Origin of the sequence: Phocaeicola fibrisolvens (assembly GCF_025567125.1) — a bacterium.
Classification (GTDB): domain Bacteria; phylum Bacteroidota; class Bacteroidia; order Bacteroidales; family Bacteroidaceae; genus Phocaeicola; species Phocaeicola fibrisolvens.
The window spans coordinates 125899-150256 of record NZ_JAOQJI010000003.1 but is presented as its reverse complement, the minus strand read 5'-3'; the positions used below and the strand labels follow the sequence as shown (position 1 = coordinate 150256).

At 52.7% G+C, this 24358-nt stretch carries 20 protein-coding genes; 9 read left to right on the top strand and 11 right to left on the bottom strand.

All coding sequences use genetic code 11. The annotated features are described in order from the left end of the window. Nucleotides 1–9 precede the first annotated feature (9 nt). The 3 genes from OCV81_RS02340 to OCV81_RS02330 are packed head-to-tail and all read left to right on the top strand — an operon-like array spanning nucleotide 10 to nucleotide 5043. A complete protein-coding gene (locus tag OCV81_RS02340; RefSeq protein WP_148328035.1) occupies nucleotides 10–3153 on the top strand; it encodes an efflux RND transporter permease subunit in 3144 nt (1047 codons plus the stop codon). A 42-nt stretch (nucleotides 3154–3195) separates the two neighbouring features. Then, entirely contained in the window at nucleotides 3196–4530 is a 1335-nt protein-coding gene (locus tag OCV81_RS02335; RefSeq protein ID WP_148328033.1) for a TolC family protein, read from the top strand. 12 nt (nucleotides 4531–4542) lie between these two features. Beyond that, nucleotides 4543–5043 carry a hypothetical protein gene (locus tag OCV81_RS02330; protein WP_148328031.1) on the top strand — a complete coding sequence of 167 codons (501 nt, stop codon included), beginning with the start codon at nucleotides 4543–4545 and terminating at the stop codon, nucleotides 5041–5043. A gap of 26 nt (nucleotides 5044–5069) precedes the next feature. Here the strand turns inward: OCV81_RS02330 and OCV81_RS02325 are convergent, their stop codons facing one another. Continuing rightward, nucleotides 5070–5993 (bottom strand): DNA/RNA non-specific endonuclease, encoded by a 924-nt coding sequence (locus OCV81_RS02325; protein ID WP_148328029.1) that lies wholly within the window; start codon nucleotides 5991–5993, stop codon nucleotides 5070–5072. Between the two features lie 12 nt (nucleotides 5994–6005). Next, complete coding sequence (locus tag OCV81_RS02320; protein ID WP_022354057.1) at nucleotides 6006–6467, bottom strand: alanyl-tRNA editing protein; 462 nt, start codon at nucleotides 6465–6467, stop codon at nucleotides 6006–6008. A gap of 460 nt (nucleotides 6468–6927) precedes the next feature. Here OCV81_RS02320 and OCV81_RS02315 point away from each other — a divergent pair, with 460 nt between their 5' ends. After that, nucleotides 6928–8013, top strand: a complete 1086-nt coding sequence (locus tag OCV81_RS02315) for an HpaII family restriction endonuclease (RefSeq protein WP_148328025.1) — start codon at nucleotides 6928–6930, stop codon at nucleotides 8011–8013. A 90-nt stretch (nucleotides 8014–8103) separates the two neighbouring features. On the opposite strand, the gene OCV81_RS02310 is transcribed toward OCV81_RS02315, so the two are convergent. From OCV81_RS02310 to OCV81_RS02295, 4 genes are all read right to left on the bottom strand, one after another. After that, nucleotides 8104–9081, bottom strand: coding sequence for a dihydroorotate dehydrogenase-like protein (locus OCV81_RS02310; protein ID WP_148328023.1), 978 nt, complete (start codon nucleotides 9079–9081; stop codon nucleotides 8104–8106). 13 nt (nucleotides 9082–9094) lie between these two features. Next, nucleotides 9095–9763, bottom strand: coding sequence for a YggS family pyridoxal phosphate-dependent enzyme (locus tag OCV81_RS02305; protein WP_148328086.1), 669 nt, complete (start codon nucleotides 9761–9763; stop codon nucleotides 9095–9097). A 19-nt stretch (nucleotides 9764–9782) separates the two neighbouring features. After that, nucleotides 9783–10265, bottom strand: coding sequence for a DUF4494 domain-containing protein (locus tag OCV81_RS02300; protein ID WP_148328021.1), 483 nt, complete (start codon nucleotides 10263–10265; stop codon nucleotides 9783–9785). An 80-nt stretch (nucleotides 10266–10345) separates the two neighbouring features. Further along, on the bottom strand, nucleotides 10346–11584 hold the full coding sequence (locus OCV81_RS02295) for a fucose isomerase (RefSeq protein ID WP_148328019.1): 1239 nt from the start codon (nucleotides 11582–11584) through the stop codon (nucleotides 10346–10348). 201 nt (nucleotides 11585–11785) lie between these two features. Between OCV81_RS02295 and OCV81_RS02290 the strand changes: the two genes are divergently transcribed. From OCV81_RS02290 to proS, 3 genes are all read left to right on the top strand, one after another. Continuing rightward, a complete protein-coding gene (locus tag OCV81_RS02290; RefSeq protein ID WP_148328017.1) occupies nucleotides 11786–12988 on the top strand; it encodes a pyridoxal phosphate-dependent aminotransferase in 1203 nt (400 codons plus the stop codon). After that, entirely contained in the window at nucleotides 12985–14235 is a 1251-nt protein-coding gene (locus OCV81_RS02285; protein WP_148328015.1) for an ABC transporter permease, read from the top strand. The genes OCV81_RS02290 and OCV81_RS02285 overlap by 4 nt, the downstream gene beginning before the upstream one ends. Nucleotides 14236–14324: 89 nt before the next feature. Then, nucleotides 14325–15815, top strand: a complete 1491-nt coding sequence (gene proS, locus OCV81_RS02280; protein ID WP_022353111.1) for a proline--tRNA ligase — start codon at nucleotides 14325–14327, stop codon at nucleotides 15813–15815. 70 nt (nucleotides 15816–15885) lie between these two features. Here proS and aat read toward each other — a convergent pair whose 3' ends face one another. Genes aat through OCV81_RS02255 form a run of 5 tightly spaced genes read right to left on the bottom strand, consistent with a single transcriptional unit; the run spans nucleotide 15886 to nucleotide 20603 of the window. Next, complete coding sequence (gene aat / locus OCV81_RS02275; protein ID WP_148328012.1) at nucleotides 15886–16527, bottom strand: leucyl/phenylalanyl-tRNA--protein transferase; 642 nt, start codon at nucleotides 16525–16527, stop codon at nucleotides 15886–15888. Between the two features lie 10 nt (nucleotides 16528–16537). Further along, nucleotides 16538–18754: an AAA family ATPase gene (locus OCV81_RS02270; RefSeq protein WP_148328010.1), complete on the bottom strand. Its 2217-nt coding sequence runs from the start codon at nucleotides 18752–18754 to the stop codon at nucleotides 16538–16540. 14 nt (nucleotides 18755–18768) lie between these two features. After that, a complete protein-coding gene (locus OCV81_RS02265; RefSeq protein WP_022353114.1) occupies nucleotides 18769–19077 on the bottom strand; it encodes an ATP-dependent Clp protease adaptor ClpS in 309 nt (102 codons plus the stop codon). Between the two features lie 32 nt (nucleotides 19078–19109). Continuing rightward, nucleotides 19110–19790, bottom strand: coding sequence for a glycine zipper family protein (locus tag OCV81_RS02260; protein WP_148328008.1), 681 nt, complete (start codon nucleotides 19788–19790; stop codon nucleotides 19110–19112). A gap of 15 nt (nucleotides 19791–19805) precedes the next feature. Continuing rightward, nucleotides 19806–20603 (bottom strand): M48 family metallopeptidase, encoded by a 798-nt coding sequence (locus OCV81_RS02255; RefSeq protein WP_148328006.1) that lies wholly within the window; start codon nucleotides 20601–20603, stop codon nucleotides 19806–19808. An 85-nt stretch (nucleotides 20604–20688) separates the two neighbouring features. On the opposite strand from OCV81_RS02255, the gene OCV81_RS02250 reads away from it, so the two are divergent. Both OCV81_RS02250 and OCV81_RS02245 read left to right on the top strand, forming a co-directional pair. Next, nucleotides 20689–23133 carry a S9 family peptidase gene (locus tag OCV81_RS02250; protein ID WP_148328004.1) on the top strand — a complete coding sequence of 815 codons (2445 nt, stop codon included), beginning with the start codon at nucleotides 20689–20691 and terminating at the stop codon, nucleotides 23131–23133. Between the two features lie 5 nt (nucleotides 23134–23138). Continuing rightward, on the top strand, nucleotides 23139–24353 hold the full coding sequence (locus OCV81_RS02245) for a metallophosphoesterase family protein (RefSeq protein ID WP_148328002.1): 1215 nt from the start codon (nucleotides 23139–23141) through the stop codon (nucleotides 24351–24353). Nucleotides 24354–24358: the final 5 nt, after the last annotated feature.

The following is a 24358-nucleotide window of genomic DNA, read 5'->3' as shown; positions in this document are numbered from 1 at the left end:
GAGGGTGCCATGAAACTGAAGACTTTTATCGACCGGCCCATCTTGTCGTGTGCCATTTCCGTGCTGATTCTGATGTTGGGAATCATCGGTCTGAGCAATCTTCCGATGGAGCAGTATCCCGACATTGCACCACCTACCATCATGGTGTCGACCACTTATACCGGTGCCAATGCGGAAACGGTGCTGAAGAGTGTCATCGCTCCGCTGGAAGAAGCCATCAACGGGGTAGAGAACATGACGTATATGACTTCTACGGCGACCAATACGGGGTCAGCTTCCATTACGGTGTATTTTGCGCAGGGAACCGATCCGGACATGGCGACTGTCAACACGAAGAACCGTGTGTCGGAAGCGGAAGGACTGTTGCCGGCGGAAGTGACCAAAGTGGGAGTTACCGTGGAGAAACGCCAGAACAGTATGGTGAAGATTCTGGCATTGTACAGTCCCGACGACAGTTACGACCAGAATTTTATCAACAACTATTTCAAGATTAACGTAGAACCTCGTCTTTCCCGTATCACGGGCGTCGGAAATGTGAACGTGATGGGAGGGGATTATGCCATGCGTATCTGGATGAATCCCCAGAAGATGGCCCAGCATCAGCTGGTGCCGGCCGATGTCATCGCTTTGCTTGATGACCAGAACGTGGAAGCGGCTACAGGTACGCTGGGCGAGGATTCTGAAAATACATTTCAATACACGCTCAAGTACCGGGGTCGGTATGAAACGGCAGAAGAGTTTGGCAACATGGTGCTCAAGGCCTTGCCGACAGGTGAAGTGCTCCGCCTGAAGGATGTGGCCGAGGTGGAATTAGGTGCCCAGACTTATGCCTATAACAGCCAGATTGCGGGCCACCCCGGTGCTACGTGTATGATTTCGCAGACCGCCGGATCGAATGCCAACGAGATTGTGAAGGAGGTGGATGCTTTGATGGCGGAAATCTCGAAAGACTTGCCCAAGGGGCTGGTGCTGACCGACCTGATGAGTACGAAGGACTTCTTGGATGCGTCGGTGCATGAGGTGGTGAAGACCTTGATTGAGGCCATCATTCTGGTGGTGCTGGTGGTTTATTTCTTCTTGCAGAGTGTACGTTCCACCATCATTCCGTCAATCTCTATTATCGTGTCGCTGGTGGGTACGTTTGCCTTCCTCTATGTGGCCGGATTCAGTTTGAACCTGCTGACTCTCTTTGCCCTGGTATTGGTGATTGGTACGGTGGTGGACGATGCCATCGTGGTGGTGGAGGCCGTACAGGCCAAGTTTGACGAAGGTTACCGCTCTCCTTATAAGGCGACGGTGGCTGCCATGGACGGCATCTCTGCGGCCATTGTTACTACTTCATTGGTGTTCATGGCGGTATTTATTCCTACCTCGTTCATGGGAGGAACCAGTGGGGTATTCTATACGCAGTTCGGTCTGACCATGGCGGTGGCGGTGGGTATCTCGGCCATCAATGCCTTGACCCTCAGTCCGGCGTTGTGTGCCCTGATTATGACACCTCACATGGACAAGACGACGGGCGAGAAATTGAGCTTCTCTTCCCGTTTCCACCATGCCTTTGAGGCTTCGTTCAACCGCTTGGTGCTGAAATACAAAAACGGCGTGTCGTTCTTCCTGCGGCGGAAATGGATTGCCTGGGTTTCCTTGGTGGCCGTTTGTGCCTTGTTGGTTTTCTTCATGCGGACCACAAAAACAGGACTGGTGCCGGATGAAGACATGGGTACGGTCTTTGTCAATGTGACCACCCCTCCCGGAAGCAGTTTGGCACAGACCCGCAAGACGATGGAAATGATTGACCAGCGTATCCGTGAGATTCCGCAGATAAAGACGTATTCCAATGTGACAGGTTACAGCATGATGGGCGGACAGGCCGCCTCAGGAGGTATGCTGATTATCAAACTGAAACATTGGGATGAACGGGAGAAAGCGGAGGACAATATCAATGCGGTAATTTCCGCCATCTATCAGCATACGGCAGACATCAAGTCGGCCAAGATTTTTGCCTTTGCCCAGCCTACCATCATGGGATACGGTATGGGTAGCGGTTTCGAGATGTATGTGCAGGACCGTGCCGGAGGCAGTGTGGACGATTTGCAGAAGTACACCCAGAATTTCATTGCGGCCCTCAACAAGCGGCCTGAAATTTCCATGGCTTACACCACTTTCGATACGAAGTTCCCGCAGTATATGGTGGAGGTAGATGCCGCGAAGTGCCAGCGGGCGGGTGTCACCACGTCCGATGTGTTGAGTGTGCTTTCCGGATATATCGGCGGTAACTATTCCTCTAACTTGAATCGTTTCTCCAAGCTGTATCGTGTCATGATTCAGGCACGCAAGGATTATCGTCTGGACAAGGAGTCGCTCAACAACATGTTCGTACGGACCGAGAGCGGGGCCATGGCGCCTGTGGGACAGTTCATCACCCTGACCAAGGTGTACGGGGCAGAAACGCTGACACGGTTCAACATGTACACTTCCATTCCGGTGAACGGAATGCCGGCCGACGGATACAGTTCGGGAGATGCCATTGCAGCCATCGAGGAAGTGGCAGCGCAGACTTTGCCTGTCGGCTATGGGTATGAGTTCAGCGGTATTACGCGTGAGGAATCCGGCAGTACGGGAAATACCGTGATTATCTTCATTATCTGTATCGTGTTCATCTACCTGATTCTGTGCTCACTGTATGAGAGTCTCTTTATCCCGATGGTGGTGATTCTGGCCGTGCCTTTCGGACTGATGGGAAGCTTCCTGTTTGCCAAGTGCTTCGGATTGGAGAACAACATTTACATGCAGACCGGATTGATTATGTTGATTGGTTTGCTGGCAAAGACAGCCATCTTGCTGACTGAATATGCTTCTGCCCGTCGCCGGCAGGGAATGAGCATTGTGCAGGCTGCCGTGGCGGCTGCCGGAGTCCGTTTGCGTCCGATTCTGATGACGGCGCTGACCATGATTATCGGCTTGTTCCCGCTGATTGTCGCTACGGGAGCCGGAGCCAATGGAAACCGTTCGCTGGGTGTCGGTACGGTAGGAGGAATGTTGGTCGGTACGGTAGCCCTGCTGTTTGTGGTGCCGGTGTTGTTTACCGTGTTCCAAGTGATTGAGGAAAAGGTGATGCCGCGCCGACATACAGAAGAGAATACGGATGCCTGAGGTCCGGGCAGAAATAGTTAATCTACTAAAGACGATTTTGATATGCAGAAAAATATAAGTCATTTAGGAATGCTCGTTTGCCTGGGCAGTATGCTGACCGGGTGCGGCATCTATACCAAATACCAGCAGCCGGAAGTGCAAACCGACGGACTGTTTGGAACGCTCCCGGAGGAGGTGGATACCACCTCCTCGCTGGGGGATTTGAAATGGCAGGAATTGTTTACCGACGTTTCTTTGCAACAGCTTATTGAACGGGCTCTGGAGGCCAATACGGATTTGAACGTGGCTCGCCTGAAAGTGGAGGAAGCACGGGCTTCGCTGGTTTCGGCCAAGCAGGCCTATCTGCCATCGGCACAGCTGGACCCGGAAGGGGCGTTGAGCAGTTACGACGGGAGCAAACCCACCAAAACCTACACGTTGGGGGCTTCTGCCAGTTGGGAGCTGGATTTTTTTGGGAAGTTGACCAATGCCAAACGGAAAGAACGGGCGGCGTTGGAACAGAGCGAGGCGTATCGGCAGGCGGTACAGACCCAGCTGATTGCTACGGTGGCGGAAAGTTATTACACCTTGCTGATGCTCGATGAGCAGGTGGCTGTGACGGAAGAAACGGTGGAGAGTTGGAAAGAATATATCCGTAGCCTGAATGCCCTGATGCGGGCCGGACAGGCCGACCGTGCGACGGTGAATCAGGCGGAGGCCTCTCGTTTGAATACGGAAGCCTCTTTGCTCGATTTCTGGACTCCGCAGCACATTGCACGCGGCACACTCAGCGAGGTGAATTTCCCGCAGACCCTGTCGATAGGGGTGCCGCTGGATTTGCTGGCTGGTCGTCCCGACGTAAGGCAGGCGGAAGCTACGCTCAAGCAGGCTTTCTATGCCACCAATCAGGCACGTTCCAGCTTCTATCCCAGTGTGACGTTGAGCGGTGCGGTCGGATGGACCAACAGCGGAGGAGCGTTGGTGACGAACCCGGGGGCCTGGCTGCTACAGGCGGTGGGCTCGCTGGTACAACCCCTCTTTCAGCGCGGGCAACTGATAGCCAACCTGAAAATCAGTAAGGCGCAGCAGGAAGAGGCTTTGCTTCAGTTCCAGCAGACGTTGCTGGATGCCGGTACGGAGGTGAACAATGCCCTGAACCAGTGGCAGACGGCCCGGCGGAAAACGGAGCTCGACCAGCAGCAGGTGGGGCACTTATCGGATGCCCTGCACGATACGGAACTGCTGATGGAGCATGGGACGATAAATTATCTGGAGGTACTGACGGCACGCCAGTCGTTGCTGACGGCACGGTTGTCGCTGGTGGCCGACCGAAATTCAGAGATTAAAAGTGTAATCACCCTCTACCATGCATTGGGTGGGGGATGTGAAGAGGAATAAAAATAATACGCGATGAAAAAACTGCTATATGTAGGAATGTGCCTGTGGGCACTACTCTTTTTGTTTTCTTGTGACAAGGAAGATGTAGACGGCTATACGCCTCTTCCCAAGATTCATTTGGGAGAAACTTTCAGGTATCAGTGTGGAGAGGAGAATTATACCCGGCTTGAATATGATACTTTGGGGCAGGCGGCCGTGCTGAACTTTTATAAAGACGAAGTCACCTCGTTGGATTGTGTGGATTATGACGAGAACTCCTGTACTTTTTCCTTTCATAAAGGGAAAACCGGACTTTACCGTATCAGCTGGGATTATACATCAGAGAATCTTTTGCGGATATATTACGGACAAAACGGAATGTGGTATCGGATGAATACGACCGGTACCCATGAATATGTGTTGGAGGCTAACGACGGGATGGCCGTGAAGATGGTGGTCTACCGTGCCAGCCAGGATTTCATACATTGCACCGTCAACCGTTTTTGCATTGAAGAATACAAGGAGGAAGAATAACAGAGCGACCGGTTGCCAGTCTGCCTTCATCTTCCTGAAGGCAGTGCCGGCAGTTCGGCCTCTATACGATTTTCTACGTTGTCAGGTAGTTTGGAGAAGAAATCCATACCTGTCACTTTCTCTACTGAATCGACCGGTACCAGGTATTTCTGCAGGGCCTGATGATGGGCCTTGTTGTCGAACAGGAAGCCCATGGCGATGGGATTTTTCCGGTTGTAAATCAGTACCACCTTGAAGAACCGGTCGGGTACGGCCACCCGATGCTCTCCGATACGCTTCGGCTGTTTCTGGTCGTAAATCGGGCCGCAGGCAATGTACACCGTACCGTATTTCCGTGCCCAGCTGCGGCACAGTTCTTCCAAATCGCCCCAGTCATCACGGTTCAGCTTCTGGTTCTGCGGACAGATGTTGCTCATGTAGAACGATTCTTCCATGGCCTTTTTACTCCACTTCATATCGGCAGCCGGTGCCATGTGCCCCCGGTCGTAGCCGGAGTGTGTGTAGTCTGCATGCTCCACGCGCGGTTCAGGCAGGTCCGGGTCGGGCACGAAGCGGTTTTTCCGTTCCTCGTCTCCCTTCGTTTCCTGGCGGGTCAGTTCCCAGGCCACCCAGTTGGGCGTCTTGTAGAAATTATTGTACGACACCGTGTAGCCCGTGCGTTGCAACTGGATTTCCTCCCGTTTCTTTAGCACGACCGGAATTTCCAGTTTGCTGCTGATGCGGTTTGTCGTCGACGGTGAAGCGCTTTCCTCTGTCGCATCCTTGGTCCCCCGTTGTGATACTTTTTCCCGGGCTTTTTCCAAGGTTTCCGAGATTCCTTTTTCCAGCCCTTTTGCTTCGGGCTGGTTCTGCTGGTTTTGGTAGAAGTATACCCCTCCACCGAGAATCAGCAGCAGGAGGATGAACCCTTTTAACGAGCCGGTGGAAGAGCCTCTTTTTTTCTTTGCCATAATACGTGCGGTTTAAACCAGTTTGAAACGCATCCGGAAGATGCCGTCTTTGTAGTCGTGGCTGATGATTTTGAACGTACCGATTTCTGAGGTATTCTCTACATGCAGTCCGATGCACAGACATTCGTCGTAGTCGCCCACGTGTACTACGCGCACCGTGTCGGAGGCCCCTTCGGGCAGGCGTTTCAAGTCGAAGCGTCCGGCGGCATCTTCTTGGGTGGTGAATTCCGTGGTAACCGGCAGATGACGGGCAATGACCTCGTTGACCGTATTTTCAATGCGGGTAATATCTTCTTCAGTAGGCGCTTGTGGAAGGGCGAAATCGAGTTTGCTTTTCTTCCGTTCGATGTGGGCCGATACCGCCCGTCCGCATCCAAAAAGATTCACCATCGTGCGGTTGACGATGTGTTCGCAGGTATGCATGGGAGGATATTCCTGCTTGTGGTGTTCGTTAAGTTGAGTAGTTTGTTCCATAATTCATTTGATTTGGCGACAAAGATACAAAATGGGAGGATATATGTAGACTTTCTGTAGATTTTTCATGACTTTTGACACCTTAGGGAAAACGCCTTTACGTTTGGAATAAAGCGCCTTTGCGTTTGGAATCAAACGTCTAAGCGTTTGAATGAAAACGCCTAAACGTTTTGCTTGAAATGCTTAGACGTTTTGGGTGAAACGCCGAAGCGTTTTTAGGGAGGGGAAAAACGGTTGATGAACGGGCATAAAAAAAGGAGTTCCGCTGAACTCCAACCTTTTGTTAACCTTAAATCTAATACTATGAAAAACACATTGCAAAGGTACGTATTTTCTGGTACTCTGCAAGCAAAATGCCCGGAAAAATCTGTTTAATAACATCTATTAGGATTTGCTTTTGTCGGAAACGTTTTTGTTAACGCTTCTTTTACTACCTTTGCACTTAAAAAATAAAGAGATTATGGCATTTGAAGCGACGAAAAGAGAATGGGGGGAACTGTATGCGTTTTTCCGGCTGCTGGCCGACGGCTACGTGTACGGCGGAACTCCCGACGTGAAGAAGGATGAAACGCTCCGTCTTCCGGTGGCGATGGTGCAGCGTGAGGAGCACGACGGTACGCGTCAGTATATTCTGGAGAAAGATTTTATCCACTTGAAAGGGGAGCACATCGACAAGCGGATTCCGCGCGAGGACTTTGCCACGGTGGCCGAACTCATCTATGCCGCCATCCGTCAGAGCCGGGAAGACGACGTGACCTCGCCCGACGGGGTGGAGGAGTTCCTCGACGAGGTGGCTATTTTCGACCTGGAGGCCCGCACGGACGACCGTACGGATTTCAGTGTGGCGTTCTATTCGGGGGATGCCCCGCTCACGGGTTTCTGCGTACGTTCCCGGCTGGGGATGATGATTCCGCTGCTCGACGGCGGACGCACGGCCAACTTCAAGTTTGAGCAGACGGGTGTGAAGTTTGCTACGCCTACCGTCAACAAAATCAATGCGGAAGGGGAGGAAGACGACGTGGTGTCGCGGATGCTGATGATTGAGCGGCTGGGCGGTGTGCTGAAGTACAGCGACGTGGCCGACAAGATTTTCCGCAGCAACCTGTCGATGATTGACCTGCACATGGGGCGTCTGCTGGCCGAAATGACCCGCCTGATGTGGCTGGACGGCCTCACGAAGGTGTCGGACCTGACGGAGGAGCTCAAGAAACTGAATCCGCTGAAAATCAAGGATGAACTGATTACGAAGCACCGCTTCTATGAATACAAGGTGAAGGAACTGCTGCTGGCGCTGGCCACGGGCATGCGTCCGGCCAAGCTGTACAACGGTACCGACTCGGCCATCGCCGGTTTCTTGTTCGTGACGGGCGACGGCGAGGTGTTGTGCTACCAGCGGGCGTTCCGCCAGACCTTTGCCGACTTCCTGTTCCAGAACAGCCGCCTGGAGAAAGGCTCCACCGAGAAAGACAAGTACGGCTACCTGGAGCGTGAAAACGGGGTGTATTATTTCAAGCTGAACCTGAAAATCGGTCTGCTGAAACGCTGAGGCCGGATAGATGAAGACAAAAAAAGCGGATGCTTCTACCTGGAAAAGGAAGGAAGCATCCGCTTTTTTATGCGTTTCCGCGAAGCCGTTTTATTCTTCGTGGTTGCTGTAGTATCTCATGAACTGGGTACGTTCGAAGGGGTTCACTTCGCCGGCGGCGGCTGCGTTCATCTTGCCCTTGAACTGTGCGATGGTCGTGTAGCCTTTGTCGTCCATCCATTCTGCCAGTTCCTTCTTCATGGTCTCAATCATCTGGTTGCCGTGCTGGTAGATGACGCTGCACACTTCTACGGCAGAAGCTCCGGCCAGCAGGGACTTGATGACACCTTTTCCGCAATGTACACCGCCCGAAACGGCATAGTCCAGTTGCGGCACTTCAGCCGAAGCAATGGCTGCCCAGCGGATACGGTCGGCCAGTTCGGAAGGAGAACTCATCACACTGGCGGTGGTGAAGGTCAGGTTGTCAATCTGGATGTCCGGCTGGTAGAAACGGTTGAACAAGACCACGGCAGCTGCTCCATTGGCATAGAGCTGGTTGATGAGGGCTATCGGGTTGGTCAGGTTGCTGCCCAGTTTCAGGATGACCGGGATGCGGACCACCTTCTTGATGTGGCGCAGGATGTCGATGTGGCGCTGTTCGAAGCTGCCCGGCTTGTAGTCCTTGCTGGTCTGCAAAGACAGGATGTTCACTTCCAGTGCATCAGCTCCGGCCTGTTCCATCAGGCGTGCAAAGTCGGTCCATTCGCTGTCGCTGTAGCAGTTGATGCTGGCGATGACCGGAATCTTGCAGTGCTTCTTCACGTCCTCAATCAGGGCGATGTGCTCGTTCAGGGCATGAGAGCGCACGTAAGCACCCAGGTAGTCGTCGGCTTCGGGAGAACCGTAGCCCTGCATGCTGCCTGCCTGCATATTGATTTGTTCTTCGAAAACTGATTTCAGTACCACTGCACCCGCTCCGGCTTCTTCCAGTTTCTGGATTTTGGCCAGGCTGTTCGTCAGGCCCGAACTGCTGATGATAATCGGGTTGTTCAGGGTTAACCCCGCAAAAGTTGTTTTTAGTTGTGCCATATTCTTCTCGTTTTTAATATACTCTTTCTCCGAAAATCTTGCTGCCTACGCGTACCATCGTGCTGCCGGCTTTCACGGCCAGCTGGTAGTCGTGCGACATGCCCATGGAAATCTCCTTGAAGCGGTCGTCGTGCGCGAAATACGTGTCTTTCAGTTCCGTGAAGAAGCGGTGCAGACTTTCAAATTCCTTCATAATTTCCGCTTGGTCGTCGGTATTGGTGGCCATGCCCATCACGCCGCTGATGGCCACATGGGTCAGCTCCCGCCACGGCTCGGTGTCGAGCATCTCGCGACATTCCTGGAAAGAAAATCCGTATTTGCTGTCTTCTTCGGCGATATGGATTTCCAGCAGGCAGGGAATCACGCGGTTGCATTTGGCGGACTGTTTGTCGATTTCGGCCAGCAGCTTGTAGGTGTCTACCGCATGAATCATGGCGATGTAGGGCGCAATGTACTTCACCTTGTTGGTCTGCAGGTGGCCGATGAAATGCCACTGGATGTCGGCGGGCAGGGAAGCCTGCTTCTTGCTCAACTCCTGTTCCTTGCTTTCCCCGAAGATGCGCTGTCCGGCTTCGTAGGCCGCCAGGATGGCTTCGTTGGGATGGAACTTGGATACAGCTACCAGGCGCACTTGGGGAGGAAGTTGTGTCCGTACCTCATTTAAATTAGACTGAATATCCATGGTTTTGATAAGTGTTTGTTCATCGTTTGTCTGCATCCGGGAATTCCGGTTTCACGTCGGGCTCTGCCGAGTAAGGATATACATCCATCAGGGCGGTTTCGGCTACGGAAGCAATCACGTAGTCGGCCATTGTGCCCTTCATGCCTTCGTCCAGTTTCTTTACCGCGTCGCGCAGGTCGGCAGCCTGTATCAGCACGTTGGTAGCCGTTTTCTTTTCAGCACCGCTTTTCTCGTCGAGGGTGATGAAATAGAGCTTGCACTTGAACCAGCGGTCGGCTGCTTCCTCTTCGCTAGGGAAGAGTTCGCTGTAGTTGGCGCGTTTGATGTCGGATACAGTAAATTCTCCGCTGATGAAGGGAGTGATTTCTTCGATAATACGCGATTCAGCCTCGGTGAAGCTGAGTGCGTCCACCAGATAGGGTTCCGTTACTTTCTTGTTCATGCCGTTTTCGACTACTTTTTCGTAACGGATTTTGCATTCAAACCAGTTATGCATCATAATTTTTCTTGCTTTTCAATTTGTAATTATTCACACAAAGATACGATTATAAATTGAATGAGAGAATAAATGGTTTTGAAAAATCAGTCAATTCGCAATTTGCACCGGTTTTGTTGCATGAATTCCTGAATGACGTCGGCATAGTTTCCCTGTATCAGGATGTGATGGTTGCCCAGCGGGTTGTGCAGGAAATAGCCGACTGGTTTGTCCAGCCGTACCTTTAGCTGGGTACGACAGCAGGTCACCAGGTTCGTATTTTCAATGAGGTGGCCCGACGACAGGTAGTATTCGTCCAGGCACTCGCCGCCGCATTTGAAGAGGGTTACTTCACCTGCATGCACGATGCCTTGGATGGCGATGCCGCTTTCCGTCTCGAAATGGTTACGGATGATGAACTGCTCGGCCATTCGTGTGGGGATGGAGCAGTGGGCCAGGAGCACCTCGTTGCGGGTCAGGTCGACAAACGACGGGTTGGCCATGAAGGCCGGCTGGCCGATGAGTTCTTTCACCATCAGCAAGGTCATGATGGACTGGAGGTCGCCTTCGCATCCGGCAGGGATGCCTTCGTCGTTCAGCAGGGAGAGGGCCAGGCAACCCGTGGTCTTCAGGCTCTGGATGAGCGAGAAGCAGGAAAGGGTAAGGGCGTCCAGTTTTTCTTCTTCACATACGCGGCGGATGGCCTTGTACAAGCGCATGGCCCGCAGCAGTTCTTCGGGGGTCGCTTCCTGAATTCCCTTGGCACGGTTGGCAAACAAGGAGGCTTCCACTCCTATCTCGTCTTCGGTAATCTCATGGAAGGCTTTTTCCACATGCTCGATGGGGATGTCGGTATAAATCACTCCCCAGCGCTGTCCGGCCAGCAGGTAGTCCACATGGCTGGCTACCAGCCAGGAAGCTGGGGTACCGATGACACCGATGCGTTTCTTTTTCAGGGCCCGTTTGGCGGCAAAGGCCTGATGGTGCAGAAGTACCTGGTTGGCCATGTCGGGCGCCAGTCCGTGAATGATTCTCACTTTCATGTCTCTCGATTGTATCCATGCAGAGATTTCAAGGGCGGCGGCCAGCGAGTTGTTCAGGCCGTCAGTGAGCAGGGTGATGGGATAGGGTAGGATGCTGAAAAAGCGTACTACGGCATTTTCCACACCTCCACTGGCGATGAATACCATTTTGTATTCGTTGCTGGGGATGCTATCAGCTTCAGTATAGTTGACCAGGTGGAGCGTGAAGTGTTTCTCCAGTTCGACAAACAGATCTTTGTGCTTGTCGTAAACTTGCTCTGCCCGGTAGGTTCCGGCGGTAAATATAATTAGGTAAAGATTCATATAGATTGGATGTTTGGTTATCGAGAGCAAACATACGGATTTTTTGGGTTGAAGACATGGAAAATGCCTGAAAAGGCGTTAAACTTTACTTGGAGGGCTTTTTTTACGGATAGCAAACTGCTGTTTTTTCTGGACACAAAGTTGGTTTATTTCGGCAATCGCTTTATCTTTGCAATTCAGAATTTTTTAAAAACATAAAATATGCCACAAATATCCATCAGAGGAACTGAAATGCCGGAGTCGCCGATTCGTAAACTGGCTCCCCTGGCTGAAGCTGCGAAAGAGAGAGGAATTCATGTGTATCACTTGAATATCGGTCAGCCTGACCTGCCTACTCCGCGAGCGGCCCTCGATGCGATTCGAAATATCGACCGGAAGGTGCTGGAATACAGTCCCAGCCAGGGTTACCGTAGCTACCGCGAGCGGCTGGTGGGGTATTACGAGAAGTATGACATTCACTTGGATGCCGACGACATCATCATCACGACCGGGGGGTCGGAGGCGGTGTTGTTCGCGTTCATGAGTTGCCTGAACCCGGGTGATGAGATTATTGTGCCGGAACCGGCCTATGCCAACTACATGGCCTTTGCCATCTCTGCCGGCGCAATTATCCGTACGGTGACGACGACCATCGACGAGGGGTTCTCTTTGCCGAAGGTGGAGAAGTTCGAGGAACTGATCAATGAACGCACGAAGGGTATCCTGATTTGTAACCCGAACAACCCGACCGGCTACTTGTACACTCGCCGGGAGATGAACCAGATTCGGGACCTGGTGAAGAAGTACGACCTCTTCCTGTTCTCCGACGAAGTGTATCGTGAATTTATCTATACGGGTTCTCCTTATATCTCTGCCTGCCATCTGGAAGGCATTGAACAGAACGTGGTGCTGATTGACTCCGTGTCGAAACGGTATTCGGAGTGCGGTATCCGCATCGGAGCTTTGATTACGAAGAACCCGGAAGTGCGCAAGGCCGTGATGAAATTCTGTCAGGCCCGTTTGAGTCCTCCGCTCATCGGACAGATTGCAGCAGAGGCTTCGCTCGACGAACCGGAAGAATATGCCCGCGAAACGTACGACGAGTATGTGGAACGACGTAAGTGCCTGATTGACGGACTGAACCGTATCCCGGGCGTGTATTCGCCGATACCGATGGGGGCTTTCTATACGGTGGCCAAACTGCCGGTCGACGACTGTGAGAAGTTCTGTGCCTGGTGCTTGTCCGACTTCAACTACGAGGGGGAAACCGTCATGATGGCTCCGGCCAGTGGTTTCTATACCACGCCGGGCGGCGGCAAGAACGAGGTGCGTGTGGCCTATGTACTGAAGAAAGAAGACCTGGTACGGGCGCTGTTCATCCTGCGTAAAGCACTCGAAGCCTATCCGGGAAGAGTGGATGAATGATGAGCAACTGGAAATTTTTTATCGCACGGCGGATTTACCGCAGCCGGGAAGGCGGGAAGGAGGTCTCTAAGCCGGCTATCCGGATTGCGATGGCCGGTATTGCCATCGGGCTGGCGGTGATGCTGGTATCGGTGGCCGTGGTCATCGGCTTCAAGCATCAGGTGCGCGACAAGGTCATCGGCATGGGGTCCGACATTGTGGTCTCCAGCATCGACGGGGCACAGCTTTACCAGATGAACCCGGTGGTGGGCAACGACAGCCTGCTTTCGGTGATACGGCAGATTCCGGAGGTGAGTCATGTGCAGCGTTACTCCACGAAGCCGGGCATGATTATGACGGCCGATAATTTTCAGGGAATGATTGTGAAGGGGGTGGCCCAGGAATACGACTGGACTTACCTGAAGGCGCATTTGCAGGAAGGGGAGATTCCGGTGCTCACGGATTCCGTGGCCAGCAACCGCGTGTTGATTTCCCGTTCCATGGCCGACAAGCTTTCCTTGAAGGTGGGCGACAAGCTGTACACCTATTACATTGAAGACAATGTGCGGGCACGCCGGCTGACGGTGAGCGGGATTTTCCAAACCCATTTCTCAGCTTTCGACGATTATTTCTTGGTGACGGACATGTACACCGTGAACCGCCTGAACGGATGGGAACCGGACCAGGTAGGGGGCGTGGAAGTGGCCGTATCAGATTACGACGACTTGAATACGGTGAACGATGCCATCCGGGCACATATCCAGGAGCGGATCGACCGTTACGGGGCGGTGTATTGCTCACGCACGTCGGAAGAACTCTATCCGCAGATTTTTGCCTGGCTGGACTTGCTCGACACGAACGTGTGGGTCATCCTGATTCTGATGACCGGAGTGGCGGGCTTTACTATGATTTCGGGCTTGCTGATTATCATTCTCGAACGTACGCAGATGATTGGAATCCTGAAAGCGCTGGGGGCCGACAATGCTTCCATTCGGAAGATATTCTTGTCGTTCTCTGTCTTCCTCATCGGGAGGGGCATGTGCTGGGGGAATGTTATCGGACTGGCGTTCTGCGTCATCCAGTATTTCTTTGAGCCTTTCAAGCTGGATCCGGCCACATACTATGTCAGTGCGGTTCCCGTGGAGCTTCATCTGGGTTGGATTGTGCTGCTGAACGTCTGCACCCTGCTGGTGTCTGTGGCCATGCTGGTGGGTCCGTCTTATCTGATTAGTCACATTCATCCCGCAAAATCCATTCGTTTTGAATAAATCCTGTTTCAAAATCAGAGGCAAACGAATCTTTTTTACTAATTTTGCGGTCTCAATTGATATTAAAAATAAAATAACTACATAAAGTTATGGCAAAAGAATTAAAAGAACTTACCAAAAGAAGTGAGAACTATTCACAATGGTATAATGATTTGGTGGTAAAGGCCGACTTGGCTGAACAGTCTCCGGTGCGTGGCTGTATGGTAATCAAGCCTTACGGATATGCTATCTGGGAAAAGATGCAGCGCATCCTGGACGATATGTTCAAGGCTACAGGACATGTGAACGCCTATTTCCCGCTGTTGATTCCGAAATCTTACCTGAGCCGTGAGGCAGAACACGTGGAAGGTTTCGCCAAGGAATGTGCGGTGGTGACACACTATCGTCTGAAAAATGCGGAAGACGGTTCGGGTGTGATTGTAGACCCGGCTGCCAAACTGGAAGAGGAACTGATTATCCGTCCGACTTCTGAAACCATCATCTGGAGTACCTATAAGAACTGGATTAACTCTTACCGCGACCTGCCTATCCTGTGCAACCAGTGGGCAAATGTAGTTCGTTGGGAAATGCGTACCCGTCTGTTCCTGCGTACCGCTGAGTTCTTGTGGCAGGAAGGTCACACCGCACATGCCACTCGTGAAGAAGCAGAAGCAGAAGCACAGAAGATGTTGCACGTGTACGGTGATTTCGCTGAAAAATACATGGCCGTGCCGGTCATCAAGGGTGTGAAATCAGCCAACGAACGTTTTGCCGGTGCCTTGGATACGTATACCATCGAAGGGCTGATGCAGGACGGAAAGGCATTGCAGTGCGGTACGTCTCACTTCCTGGGACAGAACTTTGCCAAGGCCTTCAACGTACAGTTCGTCGACAAGAACAACAAGTTGGATTATGTATGGGCTACCTCTTGGGGGGTATCTACCCGCTTGATGGGTGCCTTGATCATGACTCACTCCGACGACAACGGTCTGGTACTTCCACCGCACTTGGCTCCGATTCAGGTAGTAGTAGTGCCTATCTATAAGAACGATGAGCAGCTGAAGCAGATTGACGCCAAGGTGGAAGGCATTGTCAACAAGCTCCGCAGCATGGGCATCTCCGTGAAATACGACAACGCCGACAACAAGCGTCCGGGATTCAAGTTTGCAGACTATGAACTGAAGGGTGTACCTGTACGTTTGGTAATGGGTGGCCGCGACTTGGAAAACAACACGATGGAAATCATGCGTCGTGATACGCTGGAAAAGGAAACTCGTTCTTGCGAAGGCATCGAAGAATACGTAAAGAACCTGTTGGAAGAAATCCAGCAGAACATCTACCAGAAGGCGTTGAAGTACCGCAACGAACACATCTACAAGGTAGATACTTACGAAGAATTCAAGGAACAGATTGAGAAGGGTGGATTCATCCTGGCTCACTGGGACGGTACACCGGAAACGGAAGACCGCATCAAGGAAGAAACCAAGGCTACTATCCGCTGTCTGCCTTTCGAAGCCGACGAAGAAAGTCTGACTCCGGGTGTGGATATGCTGACCGGCAAACCTTCTGCACGCCGTGTGCTGTTTGCCCGCGCTTATTAATAAGATTTTACTTACAGTTATTCATAAAAAAGTCCGATTCTCGCAAGGGAACCGGACTTTTTTATGGACTTTATTCTGCTCTCAAATATTTCATGTATTCTTCGTAACTGATGTAACGCCCGCCCATTGACTTGAGGTGGGGCGTTTCAAACTGGCAGTCGATGAGGGTGGCTCCGTGGGCATGCAACAGTTGAGCCAGCCGGATCAGGGCCAGCTTGGAGGCACTGGGCACGAGCGAGAACATACTTTCTCCGAAGAAACACGTGCCGAGGGTCACGCCATACAGTCCACCGACCAGCTTGTCGCCTTCCCACACCTCCACACTGGCTGCTAGGTTCTGCTCGTACAGGCGGATGTAAGCCTCAATCATTTCCTCGCCCAGCCAGGCTCCTTCCTCGTCGATGCGGAGCTTCGAACAATTCCGTATCACTTCCTCGAAGGCTTGGTTGAACGTCACTTTGTACGTGTTTTTATTCATCAGCGTGCGCATGGAGTGGGAGATGTGAATCTCTCCCGGGAAGATGACGAAACGCTGCAAGGGGCACCACCATTGGATGACTTTTTGTCGGAACGCATACCAGGGGAAGATGCCGTTGGAATAGGCCAGGATGAGCCGGTCGACCGACAAGTCGCCCCCGATGGCCAGCAAGCCGTCGGGGTCTCCCCAGTGCGGGTCGGGGAAAGCCAGTTTTTTAGTCAGTTGGAAAACCATGGTGTACAGATTATGAGAGAATACTCAGTTGGTTGTTTGCTACAGTGACCGTGATGTCGCCTCCCTGCTTCAGCGAGCCGAAGAGGATTTCGCGCATCAGTAGCGGTTTCAGGTGGGCTGCAATGGCACGGTCCATTTCCCGGGCTCCATATTCCGGCTTGAAGCCTTCCTTCAATAGCCATTCGTGGGCTTCGGGGGTCAGGTGCAGGCAGACATGGCGGCGCTCCAGCTTCTCGTCCAGTTGGCGCAGCTTCTTGTCGAGCACTTGGGTTGCCATTTCCCGGCTCATGTCATGGAAGACCACAGCCGCCGACAGACGGTTCAAGAATTCCGGTTTGAACGTTTTCTTTACCTGGCGGAGCATGGCCTGTCCTGTGGTCACCTGACTATTGAAGCCGATGGATGCCTGGTGTGCATACTGTGCCCCCGCGTTCGAGGTCATGATGAGAATTAGGTGGCGGCAGTCAGACTTCCGTCCCTTGTTGTCGGTCAGCACCGCATAGTCCATCACCTGCAACAGGATGTTGAAGATGTCAGGGTGTGCTTTTTCGATTTCATCCAGCAACAGCACGCAGTTGGGTGTTTTCCGGATGGCATCCGTCAGCAAGCCTCCGTCTTCGTAGCCGATGTATCCTGCCGGCGAACCAATCAGTTTGGCGATGGTATGCTTCTCCATGTACTCGCTCATGTCGAAACGTACCAGTGAGATGCCCAGTTCCGATGCCAGTACCTTGGCCACTTCTGTCTTTCCCACTCCCGTAGGGCCGACAAACAGCAGGCTGGCCAGCGGCTTGTTCTCGTCCAGCAGTCCTGCTTTGGCCATCTGCACGGCCTCCACCACCTGTTTGATGGCTTCGTCCTGTCCGTAAATCTGTCCGGACATTCGCTCGTACAATGCTTCCAAGGCTGCATTGTCTTCTTCCTTGAGGGCATTGGCATCAATCTTGCAAGTACGCGACAAGACTTCCATAATCAGTTTCTTGTCGACCGTTTGTGCGCCGTCGGCTGCCGGATGGATTTCCCGGTAGGCTCCGGCCTCGTCAATCAGGTCGATGGCCTTGTCGGGCAAGAAACGGTCGCTGATGTAGCGGGCGCTCGCCTTGACAGCATATTCAATGACTCCCGGCTCATAGGTCACGTGGTGATACGTTTCGTATTTTTCCTTCAGCCCTTCCACGATGCGGACGGCTTCGTCGATGCTGGGCTCTTGGATGTCAATTTGCTGGAAGCGACGTACCATTCCCTTGCTGCGTGAGAAGTACCGGTTGTATTCTTCGTAGGTCGTGGAACCGATGAAACGGATATCTCCCTGTTCCAGATACGGTTTCAGCATATTCGACGCATCCATCGAACCTTCACCGATTTGTCCGGCACCGATGAGGTTGTGTATCTCGTCGATATAGAGAATGGCCTTCTTTTCCGCGCTGAGGCTCTTCATGACGTTTTTCAGTCGCTGTTCGAAGTCGCCTCGGTATTGCGTGCCGGCCAGCATGCTTCCTAAGTCCAGTTCGTAAATTCGGCTTCCTTGCAGTCGTTCAGGAACCTCCCCAGCCTCGATGCGGGCAGCTAATCCATAGGCCAGAGCTGTCTTTCCCACACCCGGTTCGCCGATGTGCAGCGGGTTATTCTTTTCTTTCCGGCACAGTACCTCGATGGTGCGTTCCAGTTCCTCTTCCCGGCCGATAAGCGGGTTGTGGTGCTTCAGTTGCTCGTTCAAGCAGGTGACGAAATTTTTCCATGGACCGTGTGACTCTTCTGAATCGTTCTCCTCCAGACTGAGATCATCTCCATAGATGACCACCAGTTGGCTGATAAAGTCGGGAATCCGTTCTTTCAGGTGTTTTTTCAGAAAATAGCAAGCCCACGAGTCGGGTAACAGCAACATGGCCTGTACCACGTGAGGAATGTCCAGTACCTCCGCATTCGATGATTCTACGAAGGCGTATGCATTTTGGAACAGCAAGTTCGACTGTGCCGAGAACTGCAACTCGTAGTGAGTGTCTTCCGGCACTTGTTCCATTTTTTGAGCAAGGTATTCGTCTACTTCCTCTTCCATCACAGGAATGTGACAGAAGCATTCTTCCACAGCTTCCACGAAAGGGTCTTGGTTAAAGAGTGCGCTCAGAATGTGCTCAGGGGTGATAAATTCATGGCGGTAACGGAAGGCCAACCCTTGGGCAAACGACAGCGCTTTGTCTACATATACAGATTTTTCGATGTGACTCATTGATGTTTTACTGTTTAATTATCTTCGGGTTCTACGGTCAGTCGCAAGGGGAATCCTTCTTCACGGGCCATTTGAGTAGCTTTTTGCGCTTTAGACTGCGCGATATCGTAAGAATAGACTCCTGCCGTGGCCGACTGCTGCTGGTGCACTTTCAGCATCAGGGATTCGGCTTCCTCCTGCGATTTGAAAAACACGATTTTGAGTACCTTCACCACGAAGTCCATGGTGGTGAAGTCGTCGTTGTGGAGCACGACTTTATAGTGCTTAGGTTCATGCAGCTCCACCCGTTTCTTTTCTTTACATAACGATTGTTCTTTTTCCATGATGGTCTAATTTAGAATAGTGGTCAGTAAAGTCAGCGTGACGTATTCAACGTAAATTCTTGCCGGTCGTAAATTTGTCCGCGGGTATCGGTGACAGCCACACGGAAAGTAGCTGTGCCGTTTTTCACACGTTTGCCTACGCTGACGGTCGCTGTATATTTCACTCCGTTGCCCGGCAGAATCTGTTCCACCAGGATAGACGGAGATATGTGTATCTGTTTGGCTCCGCTGATTTCGGTTACACTGGGAATCACGTTATAGGCTATTTCACTGCCTTCGTTCATGATTTCAAAAATAATCTTGCTGTTTTCTCCTGCGTTCAGAATATGATTACGGTTTTCATCGATGAATCGCAGATTATGGATTTGCAAAGACGAAAGCGATGATTGGAAATCATAGGAAGGAGCAACTTGTTCTACGGGTTGATTTTGTGGTTCACGTTGAGGATTGTTGTTCTCGCGTGTTCTGGGAGTTGTCAACGCTCCCCCGATGGCAGCTCCCGCCAGTGTGCCGACAATGCTTCCTATTGCAGACCCTCTGTAACTTCCTCGCCAGCCGTGACGGGAATCTCCAATCAGTCCCCCGATGGCACCCCCTACACTGTTGCCGATGGTAGCTCCACCCATGATGGCGCCTGTGCGTTGTGGTTGTGTCGTTCCACATCCGCTGCTTAATAAGGATACAGCCAAAAGTAATATTACGATTTTTTTCATGGCAGGTGTGTATTTTTATTTTCTTCCAAATTTAGCTTTGATGGCAGGAAGTTCCTTCTGGATATCGCTGATACGGCGTGCGTCACTAGGATGTGTACTCAGCAGTTCCGGTACCTTCCCTCCCGAACTGGCCGACATCTTTTGCCAGAATGTCACGGCTTTGTCAGGGTTGTAGCCTGCCATGGTCATCAGAATCAGTCCCATATAATCAGCTTCCGACTCATGCTTGCGTGAAAAGGGAAGGGTTACTCCATATTGAGATCCGATGCCGTATACTGTGTTGGCGATGGTCTGTATCATCTGATTTTTCTCTGAAAGACTCTCGCTCAACAGTTGCGCACCATATTGCGTCAGCATTTGTTGGCTGATTCGTTCGTTGCTGTGTTTAGCTACAGCATGAGCTACTTCATGTCCTAGAACGACAGCCAGTTCATCATCCGATGATACTAGTTTCATCAGTCCTTCATATACCACAATTTTTCCACCTGGCATGCAGAAAGCATTTACTTCACTGCTTTTTACCAGGTTGAACTCCCAGGAAAATTCTTTAATCTCTGCTGCCAGTCCGTTGTTTCGCAGGTATTGTTCCGTAGCTGCCGCAATGTTTTTTCCCACTCTTACTACCATGGCCGTTTGGGCAGCATTGGTAGATTTTTGGGCACTTTTAATGTAACTGTTATATTGGGTCAGACTGGAAGACAAGACTTCCTGATCGGAGACCAGCAACAATTGTTTACGGCCCGTGATAGGAACCGAACTGCATCCTGCCAGCATCAGCAGGGAAATGGCATATACGCTCAGATGTTTTTTCATGGTGCTCTTTGTTAGTTGTTCTACAAACATACATAAAAAATGATGATTTTTGATTATGTTTGTGGCAATAAACTGAAAAAAAGAGATGAAAAAGCAACTTTTTATAGCATGTTCTCTTTGCGGAGCCATGCTGGTGAATGCCGAGAATATTGAAGTGACCTCGTTCAAGTACGCAGGTCCCTATACCTTGATGCAACCCTATCAGATTGACAGTGTGGATGTTAATTCCAAACCGTGGAAGGCGGAATCACTGCTGGACACGCCGGTGTCGTTTGCCCTGCTCGACGGAGCGGAGGTGAAGCAGGCCGGACAGCTGACACCTTCGTCCGACTATGCCCTGCACCTCATGGGCTTCGTGCTGGAGAACACGCACTACGGCCAGGTGTCGCTGAAGGTGGAGGGGGCTTCCCACTATCAGGTGTACGTGGACGGCAAGCGGGTGGAAGATACTTCGCTGTCGCTGGATCCGGCTACCCATCAGGTGGTCATCAAATACCTTTCTGTGCCGGGCGAACAGAGTGTGCCGAAAGTGAGCCTCGATGCCAAGCAGGACGGGGTGTTCAGCCTCCGTACCGAACAGGGGCGTCTGTTCACCCTGGCCGATGTGCTCCACGGCACCCGTATCACAGCCACCGAGCTTTCAGCCGACGGGAAATACCTGATTACTTCGTACACGGTGACGAAGGAAGGCGGAAAGACTACCTCGCAGACCAAGGTCAAGGAACTGAAGACCGGCAAGGTGCTGGCTACGCGGGAAGAGACGCTGCACTGGATGCCGCGTTCCGCTAAGTATTATTATGTACGTCAGGGCGTATCCGGACGGGAACTGGTGACGGTGGACCCTGTCTCCGGACAGGAGGAAGTGTGGGTGAGCCACTTGCCGGAAGGTAGTTTCCGGGTAGCGCCCACCGAAGACTACCTGCTGTTTACCTTGGTGCAGAAAGGTCCGGAAGAGAAGAAGGAAATCTATGAGTTCATCGACCCCGACGACCGTCAGCCGGGATGGCGCAACCGTACCTATCTGGCGCGTTTCGACGTGAAGACGGGGGTCTGCCAGCCGCTGACCTTCGGCTACAAGAACGTGTGGGCCACGGATATCTCGTCCGACGGGCGGTATGTCCTGATGATGGCTTCCAACCACCGCATGGGCAAGCGTCCGACCACCTTGTTCTCGCTTTACAAGATGGACGTGCAGACCTTGCAGGTGGAAGAGCTGGTGAAAGATGACGGCTTCCTGACCAACGCCCTCTTCTCGCCCGACGGCCGTCAGGTGCTGCTGGCCGGTTCGCCGGAGTGTCTGGGAGGTATCGGCAAGAACGTGAAGGAAGGGCAGACGCCGAGTATGATTGACATCCAGCTTTACCTGATGGACCTGCAGAGCAAGCAGATTGAACCGCTCACCAAGACCTTCAACCCGAACGTGATGCAGGCGGTGTGGTCGGCTGCCGACAACTGTGTCTACTTCAATGCGGAAGACCGCGACTGCATCTCCCTGTTCCGTCTGAACCCGGCAAAGAAGCACATTGAAAAGGTGAATGTGCCCGAAGAAATGGTACTGGGATTCTCCGTGGCCGAGCAGGCGTCTTCCCTGTCGTTCTACGGGGAAAGTGCCTCCAATGCGCACCGCCTGTATGTGGTCGATTTGAAGAAGGATGCCTCGAAGCTGGAAGAAGATTTGCACGGGGAACTGAAAGATGTGCTGCTGGGCGAATGCAAGGCCTGGGATTTTGTCAATTCGCGGGGCGATACCATCTGCGGACGCTACTACCTGCCGCCTCATTTTGACCCGAACAAAAAATACCCGATGATTGTGAACTACTACGGCGGATGCAGTCCTACTAGCCGGAACTTCGGCAGCCGTTATCCGCACCATGCCTATGCCGCCTTGGGTTACGTGGTGTATGTGATAGAGCCGAGCGGAGCTACTGGCTTCGGTCAGGAGTTCTCTGCCCGCCATGTGAACACTTTCGGCGACTATGTGGCCGACGACATCATTGAAGGCACCCGCAAGTTTGTGGAAGCCCATCCGTTTGTCAACGGCAAGAAGATTGGATGTATTGGCGCTTCCTACGGCGGTTTTATGACCCAGTACCTCCAGACGAAGACCGATTTGTTTGCGGCTGCCATCTCGCATGCCGGCATCAGCGACCACACCAGCTACTGGGGCGAAGGCTATTGGGGCTATTCCTACAGCGAGGTGTCGGCTGCCAACAGTTACCCGTGGCAGAACCCGGAACTCTTTGTCGGCCACAGTCCGCTGTTCAATGCCGACAAGGTACACACCCCGCTGCTCTTCCTCCACGGTTCGGCGGATACCAATGTGCCGGTGGGCGAAAGCATTCAGATGTTCACGGCCCTGAAACTGCTGGGACGGGAAACGGCCCTGGTGGTAGTGGACGGACAAGACCATCACATTCTGGACTATCAGAAGCGTATCCAGTGGCAGAACACCATCTTTGCGTGGTTTGCCAAATGGTTGCAGGATGACCCGACGTGGTGGAACACTCTTTATCCCCCTAAAACGTTGTAAGCCGGATGAAAATCATACATACCAGTGACTGGCACCTGGGGCAGCAGCTGTTCGATTATGACCGGGGCGAGGAACAACGGGATTTCCTCCGGCAGCTGCGCGACTGGGTAGCCGCAGAACAGCCCGATGCGTTGCTTGTGTCGGGCGACGTGTTTCATTACTGTAGCCCTTCGGCCTCTGCCCAGCGGTTGTACACCGATGCCCTGGTGGCCTTGCACGAGACGTGTCCGTCGATGCAGATTGTCATTACGGCGGGCAATCACGACAGCAGTTCCAAGTTGGAAATCAGCCGCAACCTGTGGAAGTATGCCGGAGTGACCGTGGTCGGCTCCATCTGCCGCAACGAGGCGGGCGAGGTGGATCTGGAGCGTCATCTCGTGGAGGTAAAGGATGGAAACGGGGAACTGAGGGGCTATGTGGTGGCCCTACCTCATGTGTATCCGCAGAACTTCCCGTCTCTGGACGAGGAGGTGCCGCGCGAAGACCGGCAGCGCTTCTTTATCCAGACCTTGCTCGACCGGGTGGCGGAGCGGAACGTGGCCCGGCTGCCGGTGGTGCTGATGGCCCATCTGGCCGTGACGGGAAGCGATATTACTGGACAGGACGACGGACGCGGCGGCATGGATTACACCGATATTCGTCTGATGGGCGAGGGGTATGATTACCTGGCCCTGGGACACATTCATTTTCCGCAGACCTTGCCCGGCGGACGGGCCCGCTATTGCGGTTCTCCGCTGCCCGTCAGCTTCGACGAGAGTTACGGACATTCCGTGAGCGTAGTGGAACTGGCCTCACACGGTGCTGCGCCCGAAGTGCGTACGTGCCCCGTGCGGAACCTCTGGCCCTTGAAGGTGCTGCCCGCGCAGGCTGTCCCCCTGGAAGAAGCTTTGGCGGTCTTGCAGGCCCTTCCCGACGAAGAAAAGCTGTACGTGCAGCTGCATGTCCGTATTCAGGACGTGCCTCCGGCCTATTGCATGGAGCGGGCCTACGAACTGACCCGTGGCAAGCAGTGCCGTTTCTGCCGTTACAAGTGGGAACGGGATACGGCGGAACCGACCGAGGAAACGACGGAACTTGACGTGGACCGTTTGCAGACTTTCTCTCCGTCGCAGGTGGCCGCCATCTATTATCGCGATAAGTTCCAGCGCGACATTTCGCCGGAAATGCTCGACCTGCTGGAAGAGGCTGTGAAACGGGTGCAGACCCAAGAAGAGGAATAAGAACG